This is a genomic window from Streptomyces sp. NPDC049687 (genome assembly GCF_044465285.1).
Taxonomy (GTDB): Bacteria; Actinomycetota; Actinomycetes; order Streptomycetales; family Streptomycetaceae; genus Streptomyces.
In genome coordinates this window covers 44145-64336 of sequence record NZ_JBITLN010000013.1, presented here as the reverse complement: position 1 = coordinate 64336, position 20192 = coordinate 44145, and the positions used below count along the sequence as shown (strand labels likewise).

The window sequence follows — 20192 nt, the reverse complement described above, 5'->3', positions numbered from 1 at the left end:
CTGTCGTGAGCGGCGGTCGGCGGCGCGCGAGCGGCGGAGAGCGGAGCGGAGCGCCTAGACGGCATGGCCCTTTCTGATCGTCATGAGGTGATCATCGTCGACATACGAGCTCGTGACAAACCCTTTCGGCGCATCGCCCCCCATTGATCGGATACTGCGAAGGCATGAACGCATTCGCAGTACCACCGAGACCACCTCTCTCCAGAGGGTGCATCGAGCTGAGCGTTCGACCAGCAGGGCAGTGCCACCACGTGCTGAGCCGCGAGTCAGGAGAACCGGGCGACAAGGCGTACGTTCTCGGCTCCGTGGACCTCGCTGAGACCCCCCAGCCACAGAGGCCGCCTCGACCCGCGCCCTTCCGCCTCGCGCAGGACGACGTCGGCCGATGCCGGGGGCCGCCGGCCTTCGGCAGCTTGACCGCGAGGCACTGCTCGACCCGGTGTACGAAGAACTGCTCGCCCGGGAGTCCCGCGCCTACGCGGCCGGCTGGATGGACGCCCTGACGGAGGCCCGGCGGGGACAGCCAGGGGCCGGCCCTGACCGGCGGGCGCCACACTCGCACTCACAACGGACAGGGCCTCGGGCTCACAGCGAATAGAGCCACAGACAGAGCCCCAGGAACGCCACACCGGCGCCCGCGTTCAGCGCGACGAGCCTGGGTCTCGGCGAAGAAGAACTCGTGTCGTACCGACCGGAATGCCAGAGCATGAAGGCGGCGACGAAAAACACCCCAGAAATCGCCATGGCCCCTGTTCCCAAAAAGAAGTACCAGAGTCTCACGCATCCCCCGTTCAGTCGAGCGTGCCCCGCAAAACCGTACCGGGGGCGCGCAATTCGAACAAGGGCGAGCCATGCCGTCGCACCACCCGATTAGGTCCGCTTTGGCGCTATATAGGAGTGCCTCACGGGTGCGTGCCTCACAGGTGCTCGGCCATCGAGAAGTAGTCATGGGACAGCACACCCCGGACGAGATCTACGACAAGGTCACGGGCGTCGAGTAGAAACTCGACACCCACGCCAAGTCGGCCGTGACGACCACGCATTTCGACGCGAAGATCAAGGAACTCAAGGAGGCGATCGAGAAGGGCGGACAGAACACGGAGGAAGAGGAGAACAAAAGCGGTTGGGACATGGTCAAGTAAATGTCCCCCGGCAAGGAATTCCTCGAGGTCGCCAAGGCCGGGGACTTTCTTGGCAAGTTCCACCTGGGCGCCGCCGCCTCGGGCGCCGCCGTCGGGCTCATCAGTGGCCTGCTCACGAAGTTCAAGGAGATCAGCCTCGCCATCACGGGACGCCAGCGGACGCTGGGCTCCTTCTGGGCGCTGAGGACGCAGAGGCCATTTGCCACCTAACACCTACCTCCACCAGCGCACCGCCGGCTCGCATCAGATCCCTCACAAGGCTCATCCGCCAAGCCGCGATCACCGCCAGCTGCGACGGCACCGAACGCATCATCAAAAACTCACTCGACACCATCCGCCTCGACCATCTCGCCGAAACCCACCAACGCCCCACACACACCCGCCAACCCCACCCGCCGAGCAGGCAGAAAAAGCCCTGAGCAGCACAAACACAAGCCGAACCCTTTCACGCCAGAGCTACCTTCAACGAACCCAGCCCCGCTCAGCACACAACACACAACTCCAGCTCACACACCCCGGCCTCCCCACCAAAGCCGCCCACCCCGCCTCTCAGCGAACCAGCAACACACCAGGCCAGCCGCCGCTCCGTACACCAGTAAGCCTCCCTCCAAGCGTCATTCGCCCTGTAGATCGGCTGAGGCCGGCGCCCTGCGCGGACGAGGAGTTGACACAGTGCGCAGGCCCGCGTTGGCAGCGGGCTGCCGGCGTCCCAGGATGTTGGGCATGTTTCTGCAGCGTGTCGCCAACAAGGGGATCCAGCTGGGGACGGTCTTCGACCGAGCGGCGGCCCGCCATCCGGCGAGTCCCGTCTATCTGGACCACGATCTCGACATCGCGCCCGAACTCGGGCGCCGCCTGACGCTCACGGAGTTGGCGGATCTGATCGACGACTTCGCCTCCCGGTTGTGGGCCGCGCGGGTGCGCCCCGGGGAACGGGTCGTCATCCACAAGTCGGACGGGTTCGACATCTCATTGCTCGCCTACTGCGTCGCGCGGGTCGGCGGTGTGCCCGTGCTGCTCTCCCCGAAGCTGGACGGCGCCACGGTCGCCGAACTTCTGCGGCGGATCGGCCGGCCCACCCTGGTCACGGACGAGGCCAAGCTGACGCGGGACCTGCCGGCCGAGGTCCTCGAGCTGTCGGAACGGGTGCTGGTGGCCGCCGGCAGCTTCCCGGGGGCGGTGTCGCTCGCCTCGTCGGCCGGGTGCGAGCGCGTGCCTGCTGTGACCATGCCGCAGGACCTGCCGGCACTGATCACGCACACCTCGGGCACGACCGGCCTGCCAAAGCTTGCCGTCCAGACGGGCCACACGATTCTGGCTCGCTGCCGTCCGCAATCGGTGCTGCTGGCCCCGGTGGGGCGGCGGGAGCCGATCGCCGTCCACGTCTCGTTCGCGCACTCGCGCATGATCAGCGGAGCGGCGCTGTTCGCGCTGCGCGGCCATCCGCTGATCCTGCTGCGCGACGACGCCCCGGAGAACGCGGCCGAGATGTTCGCACGGATACCGCCGGGCGTCATCGAGGCGCATCCCAACACGCTGCTGCACTGGGAGGTACTCGCGGACCACCCGGCGAAGCCGCTGGCGAGGGTGGCCTGTTTCAGCAACACCTTCGACGCCATCCATCCCCGCACCGTGGCCACCCTGCTGGCCGCCTCGAAGCGGGCCGTGCCGTTCTTCGCACAGACCTACGGTCAGAGCGAGACCGGCGCCATCGCGGCCCGTACGTACACCCGGCACCACCGCTTCGGTGCGGACGGCAGGTGTGTCGGGCGGACCTTCCCGGGGATGACCGACGTCCGGGTGGTGAGCCGCAACGGCCGTCCGCCCACCAAGTACTCGCCCGGCTTCATCGAGGTACGCAGCGGTGGACGTATCGTCACCTACCTGGGCGAGCAGGAACGTTTCGACCAGCAGATCTCGCCGGACGGCTGGTGGCGGATGGGAGATCTCGGCTACCGCACCAGGTGGGGATGCCTGCACCTGCTGGACCGCGAGGTGGACGAGATCCCGGGTATCAGCAGCACGCTGGAGATCGAGGACAAGCTCTTCACCCGCCTGCCGGAACTACTGGAGGTCATCATCGTCCCGGACGAGAGCGGCACGCCCGTGCCGGTGGTGTGCACGCGCGACGATCAGCCGCTCGACCGGGCGCGGTGGAGCCGGGCGGTGGCCGACCTGCCCGCGCTCGCCGAGCCGGCGCAGCGGCGGTTGGACGAGCTGCCGCAGACCGCCACCACCAAGATCAAACGCCTGGAGCTGGCACGGCTGCTGACGCGGCCTCAGGACGGTCGCTGACAGCCGGGCCGGCTTTTCCGCAGGAGGACCGGGCGGGGCCCTGGGCAGGGTCCCGCCCGGCCTGAGAGGCCGTGGCCCGTCACGAGAGGACGACGTCCAGCAGCACCGGCCGGTCCTGAATGGTGCCGGAGCGCCGGATCGCGGCGTCCAGCTCGCCCGGGGTGGTGCAGCGCATGCCGACGCAGCCCATCGACTCGGCCAGACCCACCAGGTCCGCCTGCGGACGGTCGCCGTCGCGGCGGAGCACGGCGACCCTGACGGGGATGCCGTTCAGTGCCCCGGTGGCCAGCTCCCGGCCCGTGGCCAGGAAGCAGTCCTCGCCGGTGACCGCCCAGACTGTCAGGTCGGGGCGGCCGAAGGCGGCGCCCAGGGCGGCTGGGACGGCGTACCCGGTCGGCCCCACGAGTGTGCTGGGGCACTCCTCGGCCCATGGGGCGTGGCCGCCGGGCCCGACCACGTACGCCGTGGGCGGCTCCGCCCCATGGGCCAGGGCGGCCGTCACCGACTCGGGGGTCAGCGGGGCATCCGCGTGGTTGCCCGCCGGGATCGCGGGCACGGCGGGGGCGAGGCCAGGGCGCTGCGCCGGCGGGGTGTACTGGATCCCGGGTGCGGGCACCTGCTGCTGCAGCGCGTCCTTGGTGATGTCCACCAGCACCGGCCCGGACTCCTCGTCGGCGGCCAGCCGAAAGGCTTCCAGCACCCGGTCAGCGATCTCATGTGCGTCGGTGACCAGGACGTTGTGCCGGGTGATCGACCGTGTGATGCCGCAGATGTCGACTTCCTGGAAGGAGTCCCTGCCGAGGAGGGAGCGCGGGACCTGACCTGTGATCGCCACCAGCGGCACGCTCCTGGCGTGGGCGTCGGCGATCGCCGTGACCAGGTTGGTGGCTCCCGGGCCGGAGGTGGCCATGCACACCCCGACCCGGCCGGTGGCCAGGGCGTATCCGGCAGCCGCGTGGCCGGCGCCCTGCTCGTGGCGGACCAGCACGTGCCGGATGGCCGAGGCGTCGAGCAGCGCGTCGTACGCGGGCAGGATCGCGCCGCCCGGCATGCCGAAGACGATGTCGGTGCCCGCCGCCTGGAGCGCGCGCATCAGGCAGTCCGCGCCGGTGACGGGTGGGCCGACGGGGTCCGGGACGGTGCCGGGGGCCGCGGTGGTGGGCGTGTCCAGGACGGTCATCGTCCCTCCTCCTCGCTAATCCGGACGTCGGTCGCACGGGCAGTGACCACCAGCCAGACCAGGGCGACCGCTGCGAGCACGGCTCCCAGCGCATAGGTGAGTCCCAGTCCCGAGGAGAGGCTCAGTCCGCCGATGACCGTGCCCAGGCCGATGCCGAGGTAGATGCCGGAGGAGTTCAGCGACACCACGAGCGGGGCCTCCTGGGGGGCGGCGGCGATCAGCCGGTGCTGCTGCGGGGGTGTCTGGCACCAGCTGCTGGCTCCCCAGGTGAAGGCGAGCACACCGACGAGGGCCGTGAGGTCCTTGGTGGAGGTGGCTGCCATCCAGGCCAGCACGGCGAAGGTGAGCGCCATGACGGCGTAACCGACGGTCAGCACCCGCACTGCTCCGACCCTGTCGGTGGCCTGGCCGGCGAGGAGATTGCCGACCACGGCGCCGAGTCCGTACAGGAACAGCATCACGACCATGGCGGAACCGGGCACGCCCACCGCCCCGAGGGCCGGGACACTGTACGCGTAGGCGGTGTAGCACGCGGCCATGCCGAGGGTGGTCAGCGGCAGCACGGCCAGCACGCCGGGCCTGCGCAGCATGGCCAGCCGGGTGCGCAGCGGCACCCGACCGGCTCCGGGAAGCCGGGGCATGACCAGGAAGACGCCGATCGCGCACAGCACGCAGAGCGTCGCCACTCCCCCGAACGCGACGCGCCAACTCGTCCAGCGCGCCGCGACGTTGCCGAGCGGCACTCCGAGGGCGGTGGCGATGGTCAGTCCGCCGATCACCACGGCCAGGGCCCGCGCGCGCAGTTCGGTACGGACCAGTGCGGCGCTGACCGCCCCCGCGTTGGGCGTGTAGGCGGCGGCTCCGGCGGCGGCGATGACCCGGCTGGCCATCAGAACTGGGTAGTTCGGTGCGAGCGCGGAGAGCAGGTTCGCCAGGCCAAGGACGGTCAACGCGCCGACGAGCAGTGCCCGCCGGGGCAGCCGCGCGGTCAGCGTGGCGAGCACGGGTGACAGGACGGCGTAGGCCGCGGCGAACAGCGTGACGGACTGCCCGGCGGCGGAGGAGGACACGTGCAGCGAGTGGGCCATGGAGGGAAGGAAGCCCGCAGTGATGAAGGCGTCCGTGCCCACTGCGAAGGTGCCCAGAGCGAGCACGAAGGTGGGCGCGAGCCCGCCGTCCCCGGCAGGCGTCTGCTGTGTTGCGGGCTTGGCCCCCGAATCCCTATTCAGGACATTGAACATCCAGAATCTCCATCTGTTGCGGCCCTTCCAGGAAGCGGTGGGATCCGCGGACACGACGGCCGCCGGCCCCTGCGTCACACTCCGGGGCGGGCGCTGATGCGGTCGTAGGTGTGGCGGATCCGGCGCGCGGAGCTGGTCGGCGCCGAGGCCATCAGATCGGCAATGGTCTGCCCGGCGAGCTCGCGCCGCCAGGCCAGTTCCGCTCGGCGCATCGCGGTGGCGATGCCGCACGGTTGCGCGAACTCACGCGCGGAGGTCTCCGCGCCCGCTGCCCCTTGCTGCCGGATCTCCGTGCAGCAGAAGAGCGTTTCCCGTCCCTCCAGGGCGGCGACGACATCCATGAGTGTGATGTCTTCCGGGGCTCGCGCGAGCTGCACGCCACCCCGCGGGCCGGGGATCGAGGTGAGGACCCCCGCTCTGACCAAGCGCTGGAGGCACTTGTTGAGATACGTGGGCGAGATGTCGAAGAGGGCGGCGAGCTTCGCCGACGGCACCGGCCTGTTGTCGAGCCAGGCCAGCGTCAGGCAGCAGTGCAGCCCCCACTCCACGCCTTCACCCATGCGCATACCTGGATACTAACTATCCAGAATCTGGCGCGCCACTCCATCCGGACGCGACCCGTCTGGTGACGTGACGTAGATGGTCGCGGTCAAGGCACCGTGACAGTCAGCGACTTGACAGACCCGGCCGCACACTTTTGACCCCCCTCCCGGCCCATGGCGAGGATTCCTGCCATGGCTGAGACGACGACTTCCGAAACCGCCGCCCTCTTCCGGGTCAGTGCCGAGACGCCGGTGCATGCCGCGCCCGCCGAGGTGTACGCGCTGATCAGCGACCTGCCACGGAGCGCCGAGTGGAGTCCGGAATGCCAGGGCGGCACCTGGGTGGAAGGCGAACCGGCCACGGTCGGTGCCGTCTTCCGGGGCGAGAACGTCCGCAGCGCGGACATCGTTGCCTGGGCACCGGTCGTACGCGGCAGGTGGACCACGTACGCCGAGGTGGTGGCCGCCGAACCGGGCCGCACCTTCCGGTGGGCCATGCGCGACAGTGCGGGCCGCCGTCAGGAGAGTGTCTGGGGCTTCGACATCGTTCCGGCGCCGGAGGGCAGCCTGCTCGTGCACCACTTCCGGATGGGCCGGGCCACCGAGGGCATACGAGGGATCACCGCCGGGATGGACGGCCAGGCCAGACGGCGCTTCTTCACGGAGTGGTCCGACAAAGTCCAGCACGACCTGGAGAGCACCCTCCAGCGGATCAAGGCCGTCATCGAGCAGCACTGAACCGAAGGGCAGTCAGGTGCTTCTGCAACGCGTGGGGAACAGAGGTATCCACCTGGGCAGGCTCTTCGAGCGAGCTGCCGCCCGGCATGCGTCGAACGTCCTCATCCTGGACCATGACCTCGACATCGCCCCGGAGCTGGGCCGCCGTGCCACCATCGCCGAGGTCGCCGACCTGATCGACGACCTCGCCTCGCGGCTGTGGGCGGCGGCTGTCCGGCCGGGTCACCGGGTGGTGGTCTACAAGTCCGACGGCTTCGACATCACGCTGCTCGCCTGCGCTGTCGCCCGCATCGGCGCCGTGCCGGTGCTGCTCTCGCCCATGTTGGACGGCGCGACGGCCGCGGAGCTCGTCCGCCGGACCGGCCGGCCCCACCTGATCACCGACCAGGCGACGCTCGAGCGCGAACTGCCGGGCGACGCGGCCGACGCGGCCGAGCAGGTGCTGCTCACATCCGGCAGCCACCCGGCAGGCATCGGGCTGGGCTCACTGGCGGGTGCCGCCCGCGTCGACCCCGTCACCATGCCCGCCGACCACCCGACGCTGATCACCCACACCTCCGGCACCACCGGCATTCCCAAACTGGCCGTGCACACCGGCTACAGTCTGCAATCGCGCTACCGGCCCCAGGCATCCGTCCTCGCCCCGCTGATCAGCGGGCGGGAGACCATCGCCATGCACGTCTCGTTCGTGCACTCCCGGCTGATCACCGCGCTGGCCATCTCGCTCCTGCGGGGCTTCCCGATCCTGATGCTGCGCGACGCGGACGCCGCACACGTCGCCGAGATCTTCGCCCGGCTCAAGCCCGGCATCCTGGAGGCGCACCCCAACTCCTTCATGGAGTGGGAGGAGCTGGCGGACGACCCGCGCGGCCCGCTGTCCAACGTCAAGCTGTTCAGCAGCACCTTCGACGCCATCCATCCGCGCACCGTGCACCGCCTGCTGCACGCGACCAGCCGCCGCTCGCCGGTCTTCGGCCAGCTCTACGGGCAGAGCGAAGTGGGCCCCGCGGTGGTCCGCGGCTTCACCCGGCGGCGCACCCTGGACGACGACGGCCGCTGCGTCGGATTCCCCTTCCCCGGCTTCACCGATGTGCGAGTGGTGAGCCGGGACGGCCGCCCTCCGTCAGCCGACAACCCGGGCTACATCGAGGTGCGCAGCGACGGACGGGTGGTCACCTACCTGGGCGAGCAGGAACGTTACGACCGGCAGCTCTCGCCCGGCGGCTGGTGGCGGATGGGCGATGTGGGGTACCGCAGCAAGTGGGGCTGCATCCATATGCTCGACCGGGAGGTCGACCTGATCGAGGGCTTCGGCAGCACCCTGGCCGCCGAGGACGCGCTGCTCAGCCGGCTGCCGCAGCTGGTCGAGGTGATCATCGTCCCGGACCAGGACGGCCGCCCGGTGCCCGTCGTGTGCACCCGGGGCGACACGCCGCTCGACCCGGCCGCCTGGCGCGCCGCCGCCGCCGGACTGCCACCCATGCGCGATCCGGTGCAGTGGCAGCACGGCAAACTGCCGCAGACCGCCACCACCAAGATCAAGCGACTGGAACTCGCCCGGCTGCTCGCGGCCGGCCCGGCCACCGAAGGGAAGCGGGGCCGCTAGGACGGGTTGCGGCAGGCAACGTTCGCACGTCAAGGAGTGACGTCATGGGGCCCCTGCCCGAAGAGCTGGGGGGAGCGGGCCGGGCGTCGCGACGGGGGCGCACGGTGCCTGCTACGGCCCTGGATGCCCGAGCCCCCGCAGCCGCGACTTTCGCCCGCGACGCGAACTGCCCGCACTGGGGCGACAGCTACGGCTTCGCCCGGGACCTGAACTGCCCGCACTGCCGACAGCTACGACTTCCGCCGACCTGAACTGCCCATACCGCAAGACCAGTCGCCCGTCTCATCACACACAGCGCGGCCGACTTGATGAAGTCCTCGGCACCTGACGGAGTGCGCGGACGGGCGTTGTCGCAAGCGGCAGCCCGGACCGAGCCTTTCCAGTGCCCCCGCGAGAAGCCGGGGGCCTCTCACCAACCCACCCTTGGGGGACCGTTGTTGACATCTCTGCTGGACGGCTGTGTCGACCGGCCGGTCCTGCACCAGCCGCTATGGGAAGACCGGTCGGAACTCAGGAGCGTCACGGCCGAACTGGCCCAGCGCCCGCAGCTGGTCAGCGCGGCCGACGTGGCCCGGCTGCGCGCCCTGCTGGCCCGGGTCGCCGCCGGCGAGGCGATGGTGGTGCAGGCAGGCGACTGTGCCGAGGACCCGGCCGAATGCGAGCCGGGCTCCGTCGCCCGCAAGGCAGGTCTGCTGGACGTCCTCGCGGGCGTGCTGATGATGGCGACCCACCGGCCGGTGCTCCGGGTCGGCCGTATCGCGGGGCAGTTCGCCAAGCCGCGCAGCAATCCGACCGAGATGGCCGGCGGCATCGAACTGCCCGTCTTCCGCGGGCACATGGTGAACGGCCCGGAACCGGATCCCGCCCGCAGGCGCCCTGATCCGCAACGGCTGCTGCTCGGCTACGCCGCCGCCGGCGAGGCGATGACCCACCTCGGCTGGCTGGGCGAGCCCCGTCGGCCCGGCCTCAGCCCCGAGGTGTGGACCAGCCATGAAGCGCTGCTGCTCGACTACGAGATCCCCATGACCCGCCCCACCGCGGACGGAGGCCTGCTCCTCGCCTCCACCCACTGGCCATGGATCGGAGAGCGGACCCGGCAGGTCGAAGGGGCCCACGTCGACCTGCTCGCGACGGTGGACAACCCCGTCGCCTGCAAAGTGGGCCCGAGCATGACCCCGGACGAACTGCTGGCGCTGTGCGAGCGGCTCGATCCGATCCGGGAGCCCGGCAGGCTCACCTTGATCTCCCGGATGGGAGCGGACCACGTCCGCGAGCGGCTGCCGCGGTTGGTGAGCGCCGTCAAGGGCGCCGGACATCCCGTCATCTGGCTCACCGACCCCATGCACGGCAACACCGTCACCACGCCGGACGGCCTCAAGACGCGTCTGGTGGAGACCGTCCTGCAAGAAGTGGAGGGCTTCCGGGGCGCGGTGCGCGCCGCGGGCGGCGTGGCCGGAGGACTGCACCTGGAGACCACGCCGGACGACGTTACCGAGTGCGCCCAGGACGGCGGGCACCTCGCCCGGGTCGGCGACAAGTACACGTCCCTGTGCGATCCGAGGCTCAACCCCGAGCAGGCGGTGGCGGTCGTCGCCGCCTGGCAGGGCTGAGTCCGGCGGTTCGCAGCCCGGCGGCACCAGCGCAGTCCCCGCAGAACACCCCCACAGAACACCCCGCAGACACGGAGACAGGGAGGCGCGGAGAACGTGGAACACACGGTTGCCATCGTCACCGGAGCGGCCGGAGGCATCGGCGCAGCGGTGGTACGGGCCCTGGCCAAGCGCGGGGCCGTCGTGGCCGCGATGGACCGGGACCAACAGCGCCTGGCCGACCTGACCGACAAGCTGGCCACGGAGGGCCTGACCGTGCACGGCGTCCCGGTGGACGTCAGCGACGCCGACGCGGTCGAGGCCGCCGTCGAGGAGGTCGAGCAGCGGCTGGGCCCCGTCGAGTACCTGGTCAACGCCGCCGGCGTGCTGCGCCTCGGCCCGGTTCTCGGCTACTCCCACGAAGACTGGCGTACGACGTTCGCGGTCAACGTGAACGGGGTCTTCCACACCTCCAGGGCTGTGGTCGACCGCATGGCGCGGCGCCGGCACGGGGCCGTCGTCACGGTCGCGTCCAACGCTGCGTACGTGCCGCGCAGTGCGATGGCCGCCTACGCGGCGTCCAAGGCCGCCGCGGCCATGTTCACCAAGAGCTTGGGCCTGGAGGCGGCCCCGTACGGGATCCGCTGCAACGTGGTGGCACCCGGTTCCACCGACACTCCGATGCTCACCTCGATGTGGCAGGACGAAAGCGGCCCTGCGGCCACCGTGCACGGCGATCTGGACTCCTTCCGGGTGGGCATCCCTCTCGGCAGGATCGCCCAGCCCTCCGCCATCGCGGACGCCGTCGTCTTCCTGCTCTCCGCGGAGGCCTCCCACATCACCCTCAGCCACCTGACCGTCGACGGCGGCGCGGCGCTCGGCGCCTGACCGCCGTCCGGCCCGACCGAAGGGAAGCGATGGCCGGCATACCCACCATCGAGCCGTACCGCATGCCGACCGCGGGCGACCTGCCCGCCAACACCGCCGACTGGGCGGTGGATCCGGCGCGCGCCGTCCTGCTCATCCACGACATGCAGCGCTACTTCGTGGCCCCGCTCCCGCAGGACGCTCCGCGGGCGGAGCTGGTGCGGAACATCGCTGCACTGCGCAGCCACTGCGCCGCGCTCGGCATGCCCGTGGGCTACACCGCGCAACCGGGCGGCATGACCGAGGAGGATCGCGGTCTGCTGCGCGACTTCTGGGGTCCCGGCATGCGGGTCGACCCCGTGGACCGAGACGTGGTCGAGCCGCTCGCCCCGGCCCCCGGGGACTGGATGTTCACCAAGTGGCGGTACAGCGCCTTCTACCGTTCCGACTTGCTGGAGCGCATGCACGCGCGCGGCCGCGACCAGCTGATCGTCTGCGGCGTGTACGCGCACGTCGGCGTCCTGATGACCGCCGTGGACGCTTTCACCCGGGACATCCAGGTCTTCCTCGTCGCCGACGCCGTGGCGGACTTCTCCGAGCGGCACCACCGGCAGGCACTGCGGTACGCGGCGGAGCGCTGCGGCATGGTCGTCACCACGAAGGAGATCGTGGCGTGATGACGCCGAGTCACCGGTACGAGGAGGCGCTGGCGCGGATCCTGGCGCCGAGCCCCCCGGCCTTCGCCCTGCTGCACCGACCGGAGACCACCGGTCCCGGCACCCTCGACGTCCTCCTCGGCGAGACCTCGACGGCGGACACGACCGACCTGATCCCGCCGGCCGGCAAGGTGCTGGCGCTCGTCCCGTACCGGCACATCGCAGAGCGCGGCTTCGACAGCCCCGACGACGGGGAGCCGCTGATCGCGCTCACCGTCACCGAGCACGGCCTGGCCCCGGTGCCCGAGCTGCTCGGCCGGATACCCGACCGCCCCGTCAGGCTGACCGGCAAGCACTTCGACGTGGCGGACGACGACTACGCCGAGATCGTGCAGCGGGTGATCACGGAGGAGATAGGAACCGGCGCGGGCGCCAACTTCGTCATCCGGCGGTCCTTCGTCGCCGACATCACCGACTACACGGTGCACAGCGCACTGGCCTTCTTCAAGCGGCTGATGGTGCGCGAGTCGGGCGCGTACTGGACGTTCATCGTGCACGCCGGAGACCGCACGTTCGTCGGGGCGACGCCCGAGCGGCACATCAGTGTGCGCGAGGGTACGGCGGTGATGAACCCGATCAGCGGGACGTACCGTTACCCGTCCTCGGGGCCGACACTGACGGGGCTGATGGACTTCCTGGCCGACCGCAAGGAGACCGAAGAGCTCTACATGGTGGTCGACGAGGAGCTCAAGATGATGGCCCGGGTCTGCGAGGCCGGCGGCCGGGTGGTCGGACCGCACCTGAGGGAGATGGCCCGGCTCGCGCACACGGAGTACTTCATCGAGGGCCGCACCGAGCTCGACCCGCGGGAGATCCTGCGCGAGACCATGTTCGCCCCGACGGTGACGGGCAGCCCGCTGGAGAGCGCGGCCCGCGTGATCGCCAGGTACGAACCCCGGGGACGCGGCTACTACAGCGGCGTCATCGCGCTGATCGACCGCGATGCGGCGGGCGGGCCGGCACTGGACTCGTCCATCCTGATCCGCACCGCCGACATCGACCGGACCGGCCGGGTCCGGATCGGCGTGGGCGCCACCCTGGTACGGCACTCCGACCCGCGCGCCGAGGTGGCGGAGACGGCGGCCAAGGCGGCAGGCCTGATCGCCGCCCTGGAGGCGGCGGACCGGGGCAGCCTGGGCGGGCACCCCGAGGTCAGGGCCGCTCTGCGGGGCCGCAACGCCGATCTGGCCGAGTTCTGGCTGATCGCTGAGGAAGAGCGGCGTCGCCCCGAGCCTGCGCTGGCCGGGCGCCGCGTCCTGGTGGTGGACGCCGAGGACACCTTCACCTTCATGATCGGGCACCAACTGCGCTCCCTCGGCCTGGAGGTGACGGTCCGCCGGTACGACGAGGACTGTTCCTTCGAAGCGCACGACCTGGTCGTCATGGGCCCCGGCCCGGGCGACCCGCGCGAGACCGGACACCCCAAGATCGCGCGCCTACGAGAGACCGTGGACGCCCTGCTGGCCGAGCGGCATCCCTTCCTCGCCGTCTGCCTGAGCCACCAGGTGCTCTCCATGCGGCTCGGCCTGCCCCTGGTGCGGCGTGACGTGCCGAACCAGGGAGTACAGCGGAAGATCGAGTTCTTCGGCCGCACCGAGCGGGTGGGCTTCTACAACACCTTCGCTGCCCGCAGCGAAGGGGAGACCCTGGAGTGCCCCGGTGTCGGCGCCGTCCGCGTGAGCGGGGACCCGGGAACCGGTGAGGTGCACGGGCTGCTCGGTCCGCACTTCGCGTCGATGCAGTTCCACGCCGAGTCGGTACTCACTCGGGACGGGCTACGGCTGACCGCGGGCCTGATCGCCGATGTGCTGGCCGCTCATGGTGCCTTGGCCGCGACCTCCTCCCACGGTGGCAACCGTGCTCCGGCCAGGACGCCCGCGGGTCGGCCTTGACGCGCCCTGCTCGCCCTCGGCCTCCGGCCCCGACCGGGCGATGACGGCGCCGGTCACCCGCGCACTCGGGGCGGGGAAGCCGGACGACGGCGCATGACCGTGGGCATGACCGGGGACGCCCGCGCCCGGATCGGAGGACGGGGGCTGCTTCCTGCGCCCCCGCCGGGCCCGACGGTCAGCAGGCGGAGCGCGCCCTGACATCGGTCTGGCCGCTCAGGGCTGCCACCGCGTGCGCCGCAGACGCCAGGGTGACGTGCCGGTGCCAGCCGTTGTAGGAACGCCCGGCGAAGTCCCGGATGCCCACCTGCTCGGTGATCCTGCCGAAGTCCCGGTCGACCTGACCGATCAGGCGGCTCAGGCGGAACAGCGAAGGCAGGGGCACGGCCGCCAGTGCCCTGGCAGGCGACGTCTGCCTGTCAAGGAGCCGCGTCCTGGGTGTCCCTCCTGCTCGAGCGAAGTCGAGGGCTTGGGGCAGCGCGAGCTCGGAGGACCGTGCCGGGCCTCGCGACGGGGCGAACGTCGCCTGTCGCGGCGCCAGATCGGTGAGCCAGAACTCCGTGGGCCACTGCGGACCGCACGGCCCGGCACCGAGCAGCAGCAGGTCGGGCCCCGTGGCCGGGGTGACCGCCCGGCTGCGGGAGGCCGGCCGGACCGGAGTCGCCGCCACCAGATGGGTGCGCAGCCGCCCGGCGTGATCGGACCACACCACCGGGCGGCGCAACTCACGGACGGCACCGGCGAGCTGATGCGCCGGCAGCAGGTCGTTCCCGTGCCCGGCAGGCGGCGCCTCGGCCGGCGTGAGCGGCAGTACGCCGTCGACCCGGACCAGGAACGGGTTCCCGGTCGCGCGCAGCCGCCACAGCAGCGCGGCGGCGTCCAGCTCCCGGGCGTCGATGATCACCGGCCTGCGGGGCAGCTCCCGGTCCACGGCGAGCTCCAGGAGGGCCTCCACCGCGCAGTCGCCCAGCGTCTCGGCGCCCGCGCTGTCCGGGATCGCCGCCTGTCTGCGGCGTGGCGCGTCGTCCAGCCAGGACCGGCCCAGGTGCAGCCGCCAGCCGACCGGGAAGCTCAGTTCCTCGGCGGCGGCCCAGACGCCCACCGCGCGCTGCGCATTGAGCACCTGTCCGAGGTCGGGGACGAATCTGCGATCGACGCCGACCGAGTGATCCCCGGCCTTGGGTATGACGATCGGCCGGACCACCCAGGCCTGCGCTGTGGCGGTACGGGCCAGGTACCGGGCCAACGCCCGCCGGACCGGTACCCAGTCCCAGGTGGAGCTGGAGATGAAGTGGTGCAGGCTCTGCTCCGTCGCCGGGCCGCCCACCAGAGCGGCGATCTTGCGAATCGACTTCCGGCCCTCCACCGCCAGCAGGCCCCGCACGTACTGGACCCCCCTCCGGCGCTGGTCACTCCGCGGCAGCGAAGCGAACAGCTTCGAGCAGACCTCGCCGAGGATGTGCTCCTGGGCCTCGGCGCGCCCCCTGCCGACGAGCTCGTGCACAACGGAACTGCTCATGGCTCCCCCCTGCATGCCCTGCGGTTTCCGTCCGGGCTCCCTTGCCAGGCTGGGCGGCGCAGCCGGGCGGAGATGAGCCGGCGCGCTTCATGGGACGACCGGGTGATCGAACGACTGGCCTGGTTTCGCTGTGCCGTAGGTGGATTGAGAACACCTCAGGTACTCAGGTCCTCTGAGGTGTTGTTGTTACTTTACCTACTCCTGGGGACCACGGAAAGACCTTCCCGGTCCCTCCAGCGCCTGCCACGGCCTGGGCCTACGGGCCGGTCGGCGGCTGCGTCGGCCCCGATCAGCCACCGGAGTTGACAAACGATCAACTGGTTCGGCCGCGGGCCGCTCGGCCTCTGCCAGGATCCGAACCATGCGAGCAGCATTCATCGAGCAACTGGGACCGCCGGAGAACATCCGCTGCGCAGAGCTGCCCCCTCCCGTGACCGGCCCGGCCGATGTCCTGGTCGATGTCCTGGCCACCACGGTCAACCCGGTGGACACCTTCGTCCGCTCCGGGGTGTTCCGGACGGCGCTCCAGTATCCGGCCGTGATCAGCCGGGACCTGGTGGGCACGGTGAGCGCCGCCGGCCCGGTCCCCGCCGGCTTCGCCGTGGGCGACCTGGTGTGGAGCAACAGCGCGGGTCACGGCGGACGCCCGGGGGCAGCCGCCGAACAGGTGGTCGTGGCGGCCGACCGTCTCTACCACCTGCCCGAGGGGGTGGACCCGGTGGCGGCGGTGGCCACCGTGCATCCGGCTGCCACCGCGTACCTCGCCCTGTTCACTCACGGGCGGCTGCGAGCCGGGGAAACCGTGCTGGTGGCCGGCGCGGCCGGCAACGTCGGCAGCGCTCTCGTCCGCTTCGCCGCCGACGCCGGTGCCAGGGTGATCGCCACGAGCTCGGCCGACGACGCCACGTACTGCCGCACCCTTGGCGCCGAAGCCGTACTCGACTACCGGGACCCGAAACTCGCCGAGGACATACGCGAGTTGAGCCCCGAGGGCATCGACCTCCATCTCGACACCTCGGGCGGCAACGACCTGACCTCCGCCGTCGAACTGCTCGCCCACCGCGGCCGGATCGTGCTGCTGGCGGGGGCCCGCTCCACCCCGCGCCTGCCGGTCGGCCCGCTCTACATGAAGGACGGCTCGATCGTCGGCTTCGCCATCTCCCACGCCACCGCGGCGGAGCTGTCCGAGGCAGCCCGCGCCATCAACCGGCTGCTCGCGACCGGCCGTCTGCGGCCCCGGACCGTCGACATTTGGCCGCTGTCCGCCGCCGCCGAGGCCCACCGACGGATGGAACGGGGCGAGTTGCACGGCAAGCGGCTGGTCCTCGAGGTCCGGGCCGCCGATGGGTGACGGTCAGTCCAGCGATGCCTGAACTGCCTGCGGGTCCCGATCGGTTGTCATCACGCGGCGCAGGATGTCCGCCACTTCGTCGGCGTGCTGTTGCGTGAAGAAGTGGCCCCCGGGCAGTACATGAACACGCAGACCGGAAGTCGTGTGCTGCTCCCATGCCCGTACGCCGAGAGCGCTGGTGAGGGGATCCGCAGCGCCCATGAGGGCGACGACGGGGCAGTCGACCGCCGAGTCGGCTTCCGGGCGGTAACGGCTGTGCGCCATGAGGTCGCTGCGTATGACAGGCAGGAACATGCGGCGCAGCACCGGATGGTCCAGGAGGTCGGCGTCGGCACCTCCCAGTGATGTGATGAGTTCGATCAGCGGGCCGTCGCGGTCCTCCGCATCGTCGCCGACAGGGTCCAGGGCAGGCAGTGTGATGCGTGAGGGGGCGGGATGCCCGGAGGCCACGAGAACGATCTGCCGCTGGTCGGGCGTGCGCCGGACGACTTCGTAGGCCACTACCGCGCCCAGGCTGTGGCCGAAGAAGATCATCGGCCCTTCCTCGCGTACGTCGGCGAGCGCTGCGGCCACCTGGTCCGCGAGGACGTGGACATCGGTGAAGAGGGGCTCTCGATCGCGTTCCGCACGCCCCGGGTACTGGACACACGCCGCCCATGCCCTGTCGGCCACCCGCTCGGCGAGGTGCTGGTAGGAGCCTGCGGAGCCTCCGGAATGCGGGAAGAAGAGGACTGTCCAGGGCGTGGCGGGCGATGCGGCGGTGGTCAAGCGCCGTATCCACGGTTCGGCATGGAGCATGGTCACCGCTCTTTCGAGACGACGGCGCAGGTCACAGGGAGGAGAGCAGAGCGAGCGTCTGCTCGAGCTCGTCCCGCAGCGCGCGTCCGGCCGCCTCGGCGTCTCCCCGGACGATGGCGTTCACGAGTTCGGCGTGCCCCTCGTCGCCGTGGTTCGGGTTGTCGGAGCGCAGGTTGAGCAGCTCGAGCAGATCGAGCAGCCGCTGCTGCAACACAGGTACGAACTCGCTGAACAAGCCGGTGAGTACCGGGTTGTGCGCCGCGGCGACCATGACCTCGTGCAGTGCGATGTCGGCCTCGACGAACTCGGCGTTCCCGGCGTGCGCGGCCTCGCGACGCCTGGCCAGGGCCCCGTGGAGAGCGGCGACGTCGTCGTCGGTCCGGCGCTGCGCGGCCAGCTGTACGGCCTCGACTTCGACGAGCATCCGGACCTCGTAGACATCGGTGATGGCCGCCTGGCGGAGTTGGGTGGACCAGTCCTCCTTGGGCTTGGTCGCGATGACGAAGACACCGGATCCCTGGCGCGCCTGCACCAGCCCGGCTCCGGACAGTGCACGGAGGGCCTCACGGACGGTCGAGCGCCCCACACCGAGGGACTTCGCCAGGGCGGTCTCGCCGGGGAGCTTGGTTCCCACGGCCCACTCACCGCCGGTGATCTGTTCCCGCAGGCGCACGGTGGCCTGCTCGACCAAGGGGGACGGCCGCAAGGCACTTAGTGACATGTGAGGTTCACCTTCCCACACCTCTCGGGTTGTCTGAGGAGCTGAGTTGTCGTTACTGTACCCCCATGCTGCTGCACGAGCTCCTTCTTCTCGGCTGCCGCTGCGGGGCCTGACACGACCGGCACCCCGCAGCGGGTGCCGGGCTGCGCCGGTCGCGGATGGCCGACTGAAGGAACCTCAGCACCATGACTCACTCCTCCCCGAGCATGTTCCCCACCCTGCGCACTCCTGCCGGCGAGGTGCCGGCCGACGCGCCGCGCTGGAATCCCCAGCGTCCCAGCGCGATGCCGCATCACCGCTACCGGCCCGCGCACGAGCGGGTGGCCCTGCCGCTGACGGACCGGACCTGGCCGTCGCGCCGGATCGAGCGGGCCCCGCTGTGGGTGCCGGTCGACCTGCGGGACGGCAACCAGGCGCTGGCCGAGCCGATGGACACCGAACGCAAGCGCCGGATGTTCGATCTCCTGGTCACCATGGGCTTCAAGGAGATCGAGGTGGGTTACCCCTCCGCCAGCCAGACCGACTTCGACTTCGTCCGCCACCTGGCAGACAGCGGCGCCGTCCCCGACGACGTGACCGTTTCCGTCTTCACCGCGGCCCGCCGGGACCTGATCGACCGAACCATCGCCTCGATCGAGGGGCTGCCCCGCACCCTCGTACACCTCTACACCGCGACCGCGCCCACCTGGCGGGACGTGGTCCTCGGCCGCTCCCGGGCCGAGGTCCACGCGCTGATCCGGGAATCCGCCACCTATCTGATGCGCCGGGCCGAGCAACGCCCGCAGGCCGACATCCGGTTCGAGTTCTCCCCGGAGGTCTTCAACCTCACGGAGCCGGACTTCGTCCTGGAGGTGTGCAACAGCCTGACGGAGCTGTGGGACGCGAGTCCGGACCGGCCAGTGGTGCACAACCTGCCGGCCACGGTGGAGATCGCCACGCCCAACGTCTACGCGGACCAGATCGAGTACATGCACCGCCACCTGGCGCGCCGCGAGTCCGTGATCCTGTCGGTCCACCCGCACAACGACCGCGGCACCGGCGTCGCCTGCGCCGAACTCGCCGTCCTGGCGGGCGCGCAGCGGGTGGAGGGCTGCCTGTTCGGCAACGGCGAGCGCACCGGCAACGTCGACCTGGTGACCCTTGCCCTGAACCTGTACGCACAGGGCGTGAACCCGATGATCGACTTCTCCGACATCGACGCGGTGCGCGAAACGGTGGAGCACTGCAACCGCCTGCCGGTCCACCCCCGCCACCCCTACGGCGGCGACCTCGTGCACACAGCGTTCTCCGGCACCCACCAGGACGCCATCGCCAAGGGCATGGCCCACCACGCCAAGCAGGCCGCCGAGCAGGGCGTCCCCGCCGGGGAGGCCGCCTGGGCGGTGCCGTATCTGCCCATCGACCCGGATGACATCGGCCGTACGTACGAGGAGGTCATCCGGATCAACTCCCAGTCCGGCAAGGGAGGCATCGCCCATCTGCTCCAGACCCACCACGGTCTGGACCTGCCCCGGGCGATGCGCCCGGACTTCTCGCGCGCGGTGCAGAAGGTCACCGACGCCACCGGTCAGGAGCTGTCCGCCAAGGAGCTGTGGGAGCTGTTCCGCACCACGTACATCGCCCCGGCTCTGGAGGGCCCGGTCACACTGGCCTCCTGGGCCGCCACGGAACCCACGCCCGGCGAGCACCGGTTCACCGGCACGCTGGTCGTCGGCGGACGCGAACGTCCCTGCCAGGGCACCGGCAACGGCCCGCTGTCCGCCCTCGCCGACGCTCTGCGTACCGTCGGGATCGGCGTCGACATCCTCAGCTACACCGAGCACTCCACTGCCACCGGCCCGGGCAGCCCGGCCGCCGCCTACGTCGAATGCCGTGTGGACGACATCCCCTGCTGGGGCGCGGGCTGGGACACCTCCGTGCTGACCGCGTCGGTCCACGCCGTCATGGCCGCCGTCAACCGTTCCGGGCGGGCCTCCTCGTGACGGCAGCCCCGGTCCT

16 protein-coding genes are annotated in these 20192 nt (G+C 70.9%); 10 read left to right on the top strand and 6 right to left on the bottom strand.

From position 1 onward, the window contains the following. Window positions 1-1142: 1142 nt before the first annotated feature. Complete coding sequence (locus ACIBVL_RS33025) at window positions 1143-1352, top strand: hypothetical protein (protein WP_399102968.1); 210 nt, start codon at window positions 1143-1145, stop codon at window positions 1350-1352. Window positions 1353-1865: 513 nt separating this feature from the next. Beyond that, on the top strand, window positions 1866-3437 hold the full coding sequence (locus ACIBVL_RS33020) for a class I adenylate-forming enzyme family protein (RefSeq protein ID WP_399102965.1): 1572 nt from the start codon (window positions 1866-1868) through the stop codon (window positions 3435-3437). Between the two features lie 79 nt (window positions 3438-3516). Here ACIBVL_RS33020 and ACIBVL_RS33015 read toward each other — a convergent pair whose 3' ends face one another. From ACIBVL_RS33015 to ACIBVL_RS33005, 3 genes are all read right to left on the bottom strand, one after another. Continuing rightward, entirely contained in the window at window positions 3517-4617 is a 1101-nt protein-coding gene (locus ACIBVL_RS33015) for a thiamine pyrophosphate-binding protein (protein ID WP_399102962.1), read from the bottom strand. Continuing rightward, window positions 4614-5858 carry an MFS transporter gene (locus tag ACIBVL_RS33010; protein WP_399102960.1) on the bottom strand — a complete coding sequence of 415 codons (1245 nt, stop codon included), beginning with the start codon at window positions 5856-5858 and terminating at the stop codon, window positions 4614-4616. The genes ACIBVL_RS33015 and ACIBVL_RS33010 overlap by 4 nt, the downstream gene beginning before the upstream one ends. Before the next feature lie 74 nt (window positions 5859-5932). After that, window positions 5933-6424 carry an RrF2 family transcriptional regulator gene (locus tag ACIBVL_RS33005; RefSeq protein WP_399102958.1) on the bottom strand — a complete coding sequence of 164 codons (492 nt, stop codon included), beginning with the start codon at window positions 6422-6424 and terminating at the stop codon, window positions 5933-5935. A gap of 168 nt (window positions 6425-6592) precedes the next feature. Here ACIBVL_RS33005 and ACIBVL_RS33000 point away from each other — a divergent pair, with 168 nt between their 5' ends. The 6 genes from ACIBVL_RS33000 to ACIBVL_RS32975 all read left to right on the top strand — a co-directional run bounded on the left by ACIBVL_RS33000 (window position 6593) and on the right by ACIBVL_RS32975 (window position 13808). Further along, window positions 6593-7138 (top strand): SRPBCC family protein, encoded by a 546-nt coding sequence (locus ACIBVL_RS33000; protein ID WP_399102955.1) that lies wholly within the window; start codon window positions 6593-6595, stop codon window positions 7136-7138. Between the two features lie 16 nt (window positions 7139-7154). Next, entirely contained in the window at window positions 7155-8744 is a 1590-nt protein-coding gene (locus ACIBVL_RS32995; RefSeq protein ID WP_399102952.1) for a class I adenylate-forming enzyme family protein, read from the top strand. A 437-nt stretch (window positions 8745-9181) separates the two neighbouring features. Then, entirely contained in the window at window positions 9182-10354 is a 1173-nt protein-coding gene (locus ACIBVL_RS32990) for a 3-deoxy-7-phosphoheptulonate synthase (protein WP_399102949.1), read from the top strand. 96 nt (window positions 10355-10450) lie between these two features. After that, window positions 10451-11221 (top strand): 2,3-dihydro-2,3-dihydroxybenzoate dehydrogenase, encoded by a 771-nt coding sequence (locus ACIBVL_RS32985; protein WP_399102946.1) that lies wholly within the window; start codon window positions 10451-10453, stop codon window positions 11219-11221. Between the two features lie 29 nt (window positions 11222-11250). Next, complete coding sequence (locus ACIBVL_RS32980) at window positions 11251-11877, top strand: isochorismatase family protein (protein WP_399102944.1); 627 nt, start codon at window positions 11251-11253, stop codon at window positions 11875-11877. Continuing rightward, window positions 11877-13808, top strand: a complete 1932-nt coding sequence (locus ACIBVL_RS32975; protein WP_399102942.1) for an anthranilate synthase family protein — start codon at window positions 11877-11879, stop codon at window positions 13806-13808. Before ACIBVL_RS32980 ends, ACIBVL_RS32975 begins: the two co-directional genes overlap by 1 nt. Before the next feature lie 175 nt (window positions 13809-13983). Here ACIBVL_RS32975 and ACIBVL_RS32970 read toward each other — a convergent pair whose 3' ends face one another. Next, window positions 13984-15324 carry an IS701 family transposase gene (locus tag ACIBVL_RS32970; RefSeq protein WP_399102941.1) on the bottom strand — a complete coding sequence of 447 codons (1341 nt, stop codon included), beginning with the start codon at window positions 15322-15324 and terminating at the stop codon, window positions 13984-13986. Window positions 15325-15685: 361 nt separating this feature from the next. Here ACIBVL_RS32970 and ACIBVL_RS32965 point away from each other — a divergent pair, with 361 nt between their 5' ends. Then, the gene (locus tag ACIBVL_RS32965) at window positions 15686-16675 is read left to right on the top strand and encodes an NADPH:quinone reductase (protein ID WP_399102938.1); all 990 of its coding nucleotides are present in this window, start codon (window positions 15686-15688) and stop codon (window positions 16673-16675) included. 3 nt (window positions 16676-16678) lie between these two features. Here the strand turns inward: ACIBVL_RS32965 and ACIBVL_RS32960 are convergent, their stop codons facing one another. Continuing rightward, window positions 16679-17443: a thioesterase II family protein gene (locus ACIBVL_RS32960; protein WP_399102936.1), complete on the bottom strand. Its 765-nt coding sequence runs from the start codon at window positions 17441-17443 to the stop codon at window positions 16679-16681. Window positions 17444-17504: 61 nt separating this feature from the next. Continuing rightward, on the bottom strand, window positions 17505-18194 hold the full coding sequence (locus ACIBVL_RS32955; protein ID WP_399102934.1) for a FadR/GntR family transcriptional regulator: 690 nt from the start codon (window positions 18192-18194) through the stop codon (window positions 17505-17507). A gap of 185 nt (window positions 18195-18379) precedes the next feature. Between ACIBVL_RS32955 and leuA the strand changes: the two genes are divergently transcribed. Beyond that, window positions 18380-20176 carry a 2-isopropylmalate synthase gene (leuA, locus tag ACIBVL_RS32950; RefSeq protein WP_399102932.1) on the top strand — a complete coding sequence of 599 codons (1797 nt, stop codon included), beginning with the start codon at window positions 18380-18382 and terminating at the stop codon, window positions 20174-20176. Window positions 20177-20192 lie beyond the last annotated feature (16 nt).

Excerpts from the sequence above, each read along its gene's own strand:
- ACIBVL_RS33025 (WP_399102968.1), top strand. The coding sequence starts at position 1,143 with ATGTCCCCCGGCAAGGAATTCCTCGAGGTCGCCAAGGCCGGGGACTTT.
- ACIBVL_RS33020 (WP_399102965.1), top strand. The coding sequence starts at position 1,866 with ATGTTTCTGCAGCGTGTCGCCAACAAGGGGATCCAGCTGGGGACGGTC.
- ACIBVL_RS33015 (WP_399102962.1), bottom strand. The coding sequence starts at position 4,617 with ATGACCGTCCTGGACACGCCCACCACCGCGGCCCCCGGCACCGTCCCG.
- ACIBVL_RS33010 (WP_399102960.1), bottom strand. The coding sequence starts at position 5,858 with ATGTTCAATGTCCTGAATAGGGATTCGGGGGCCAAGCCCGCAACACAG.
- ACIBVL_RS33005 (WP_399102958.1), bottom strand. The coding sequence starts at position 6,424 with ATGCGCATGGGTGAAGGCGTGGAGTGGGGGCTGCACTGCTGCCTGACG.
- ACIBVL_RS33000 (WP_399102955.1), top strand. The coding sequence starts at position 6,593 with ATGGCTGAGACGACGACTTCCGAAACCGCCGCCCTCTTCCGGGTCAGT.
- ACIBVL_RS32980 (WP_399102944.1), top strand. The coding sequence starts at position 11,251 with ATGGCCGGCATACCCACCATCGAGCCGTACCGCATGCCGACCGCGGGC.
- ACIBVL_RS32975 (WP_399102942.1), top strand. The coding sequence starts at position 11,877 with ATGACGCCGAGTCACCGGTACGAGGAGGCGCTGGCGCGGATCCTGGCG.
- ACIBVL_RS32970 (WP_399102941.1), bottom strand. The coding sequence starts at position 15,324 with ATGAGCAGTTCCGTTGTGCACGAGCTCGTCGGCAGGGGGCGCGCCGAG.
- ACIBVL_RS32965 (WP_399102938.1), top strand. The coding sequence starts at position 15,686 with ATGCGAGCAGCATTCATCGAGCAACTGGGACCGCCGGAGAACATCCGC.
- ACIBVL_RS32955 (WP_399102934.1), bottom strand. The coding sequence starts at position 18,194 with ATGTCACTAAGTGCCTTGCGGCCGTCCCCCTTGGTCGAGCAGGCCACC.
- leuA (WP_399102932.1), top strand. The coding sequence starts at position 18,380 with ATGACTCACTCCTCCCCGAGCATGTTCCCCACCCTGCGCACTCCTGCC.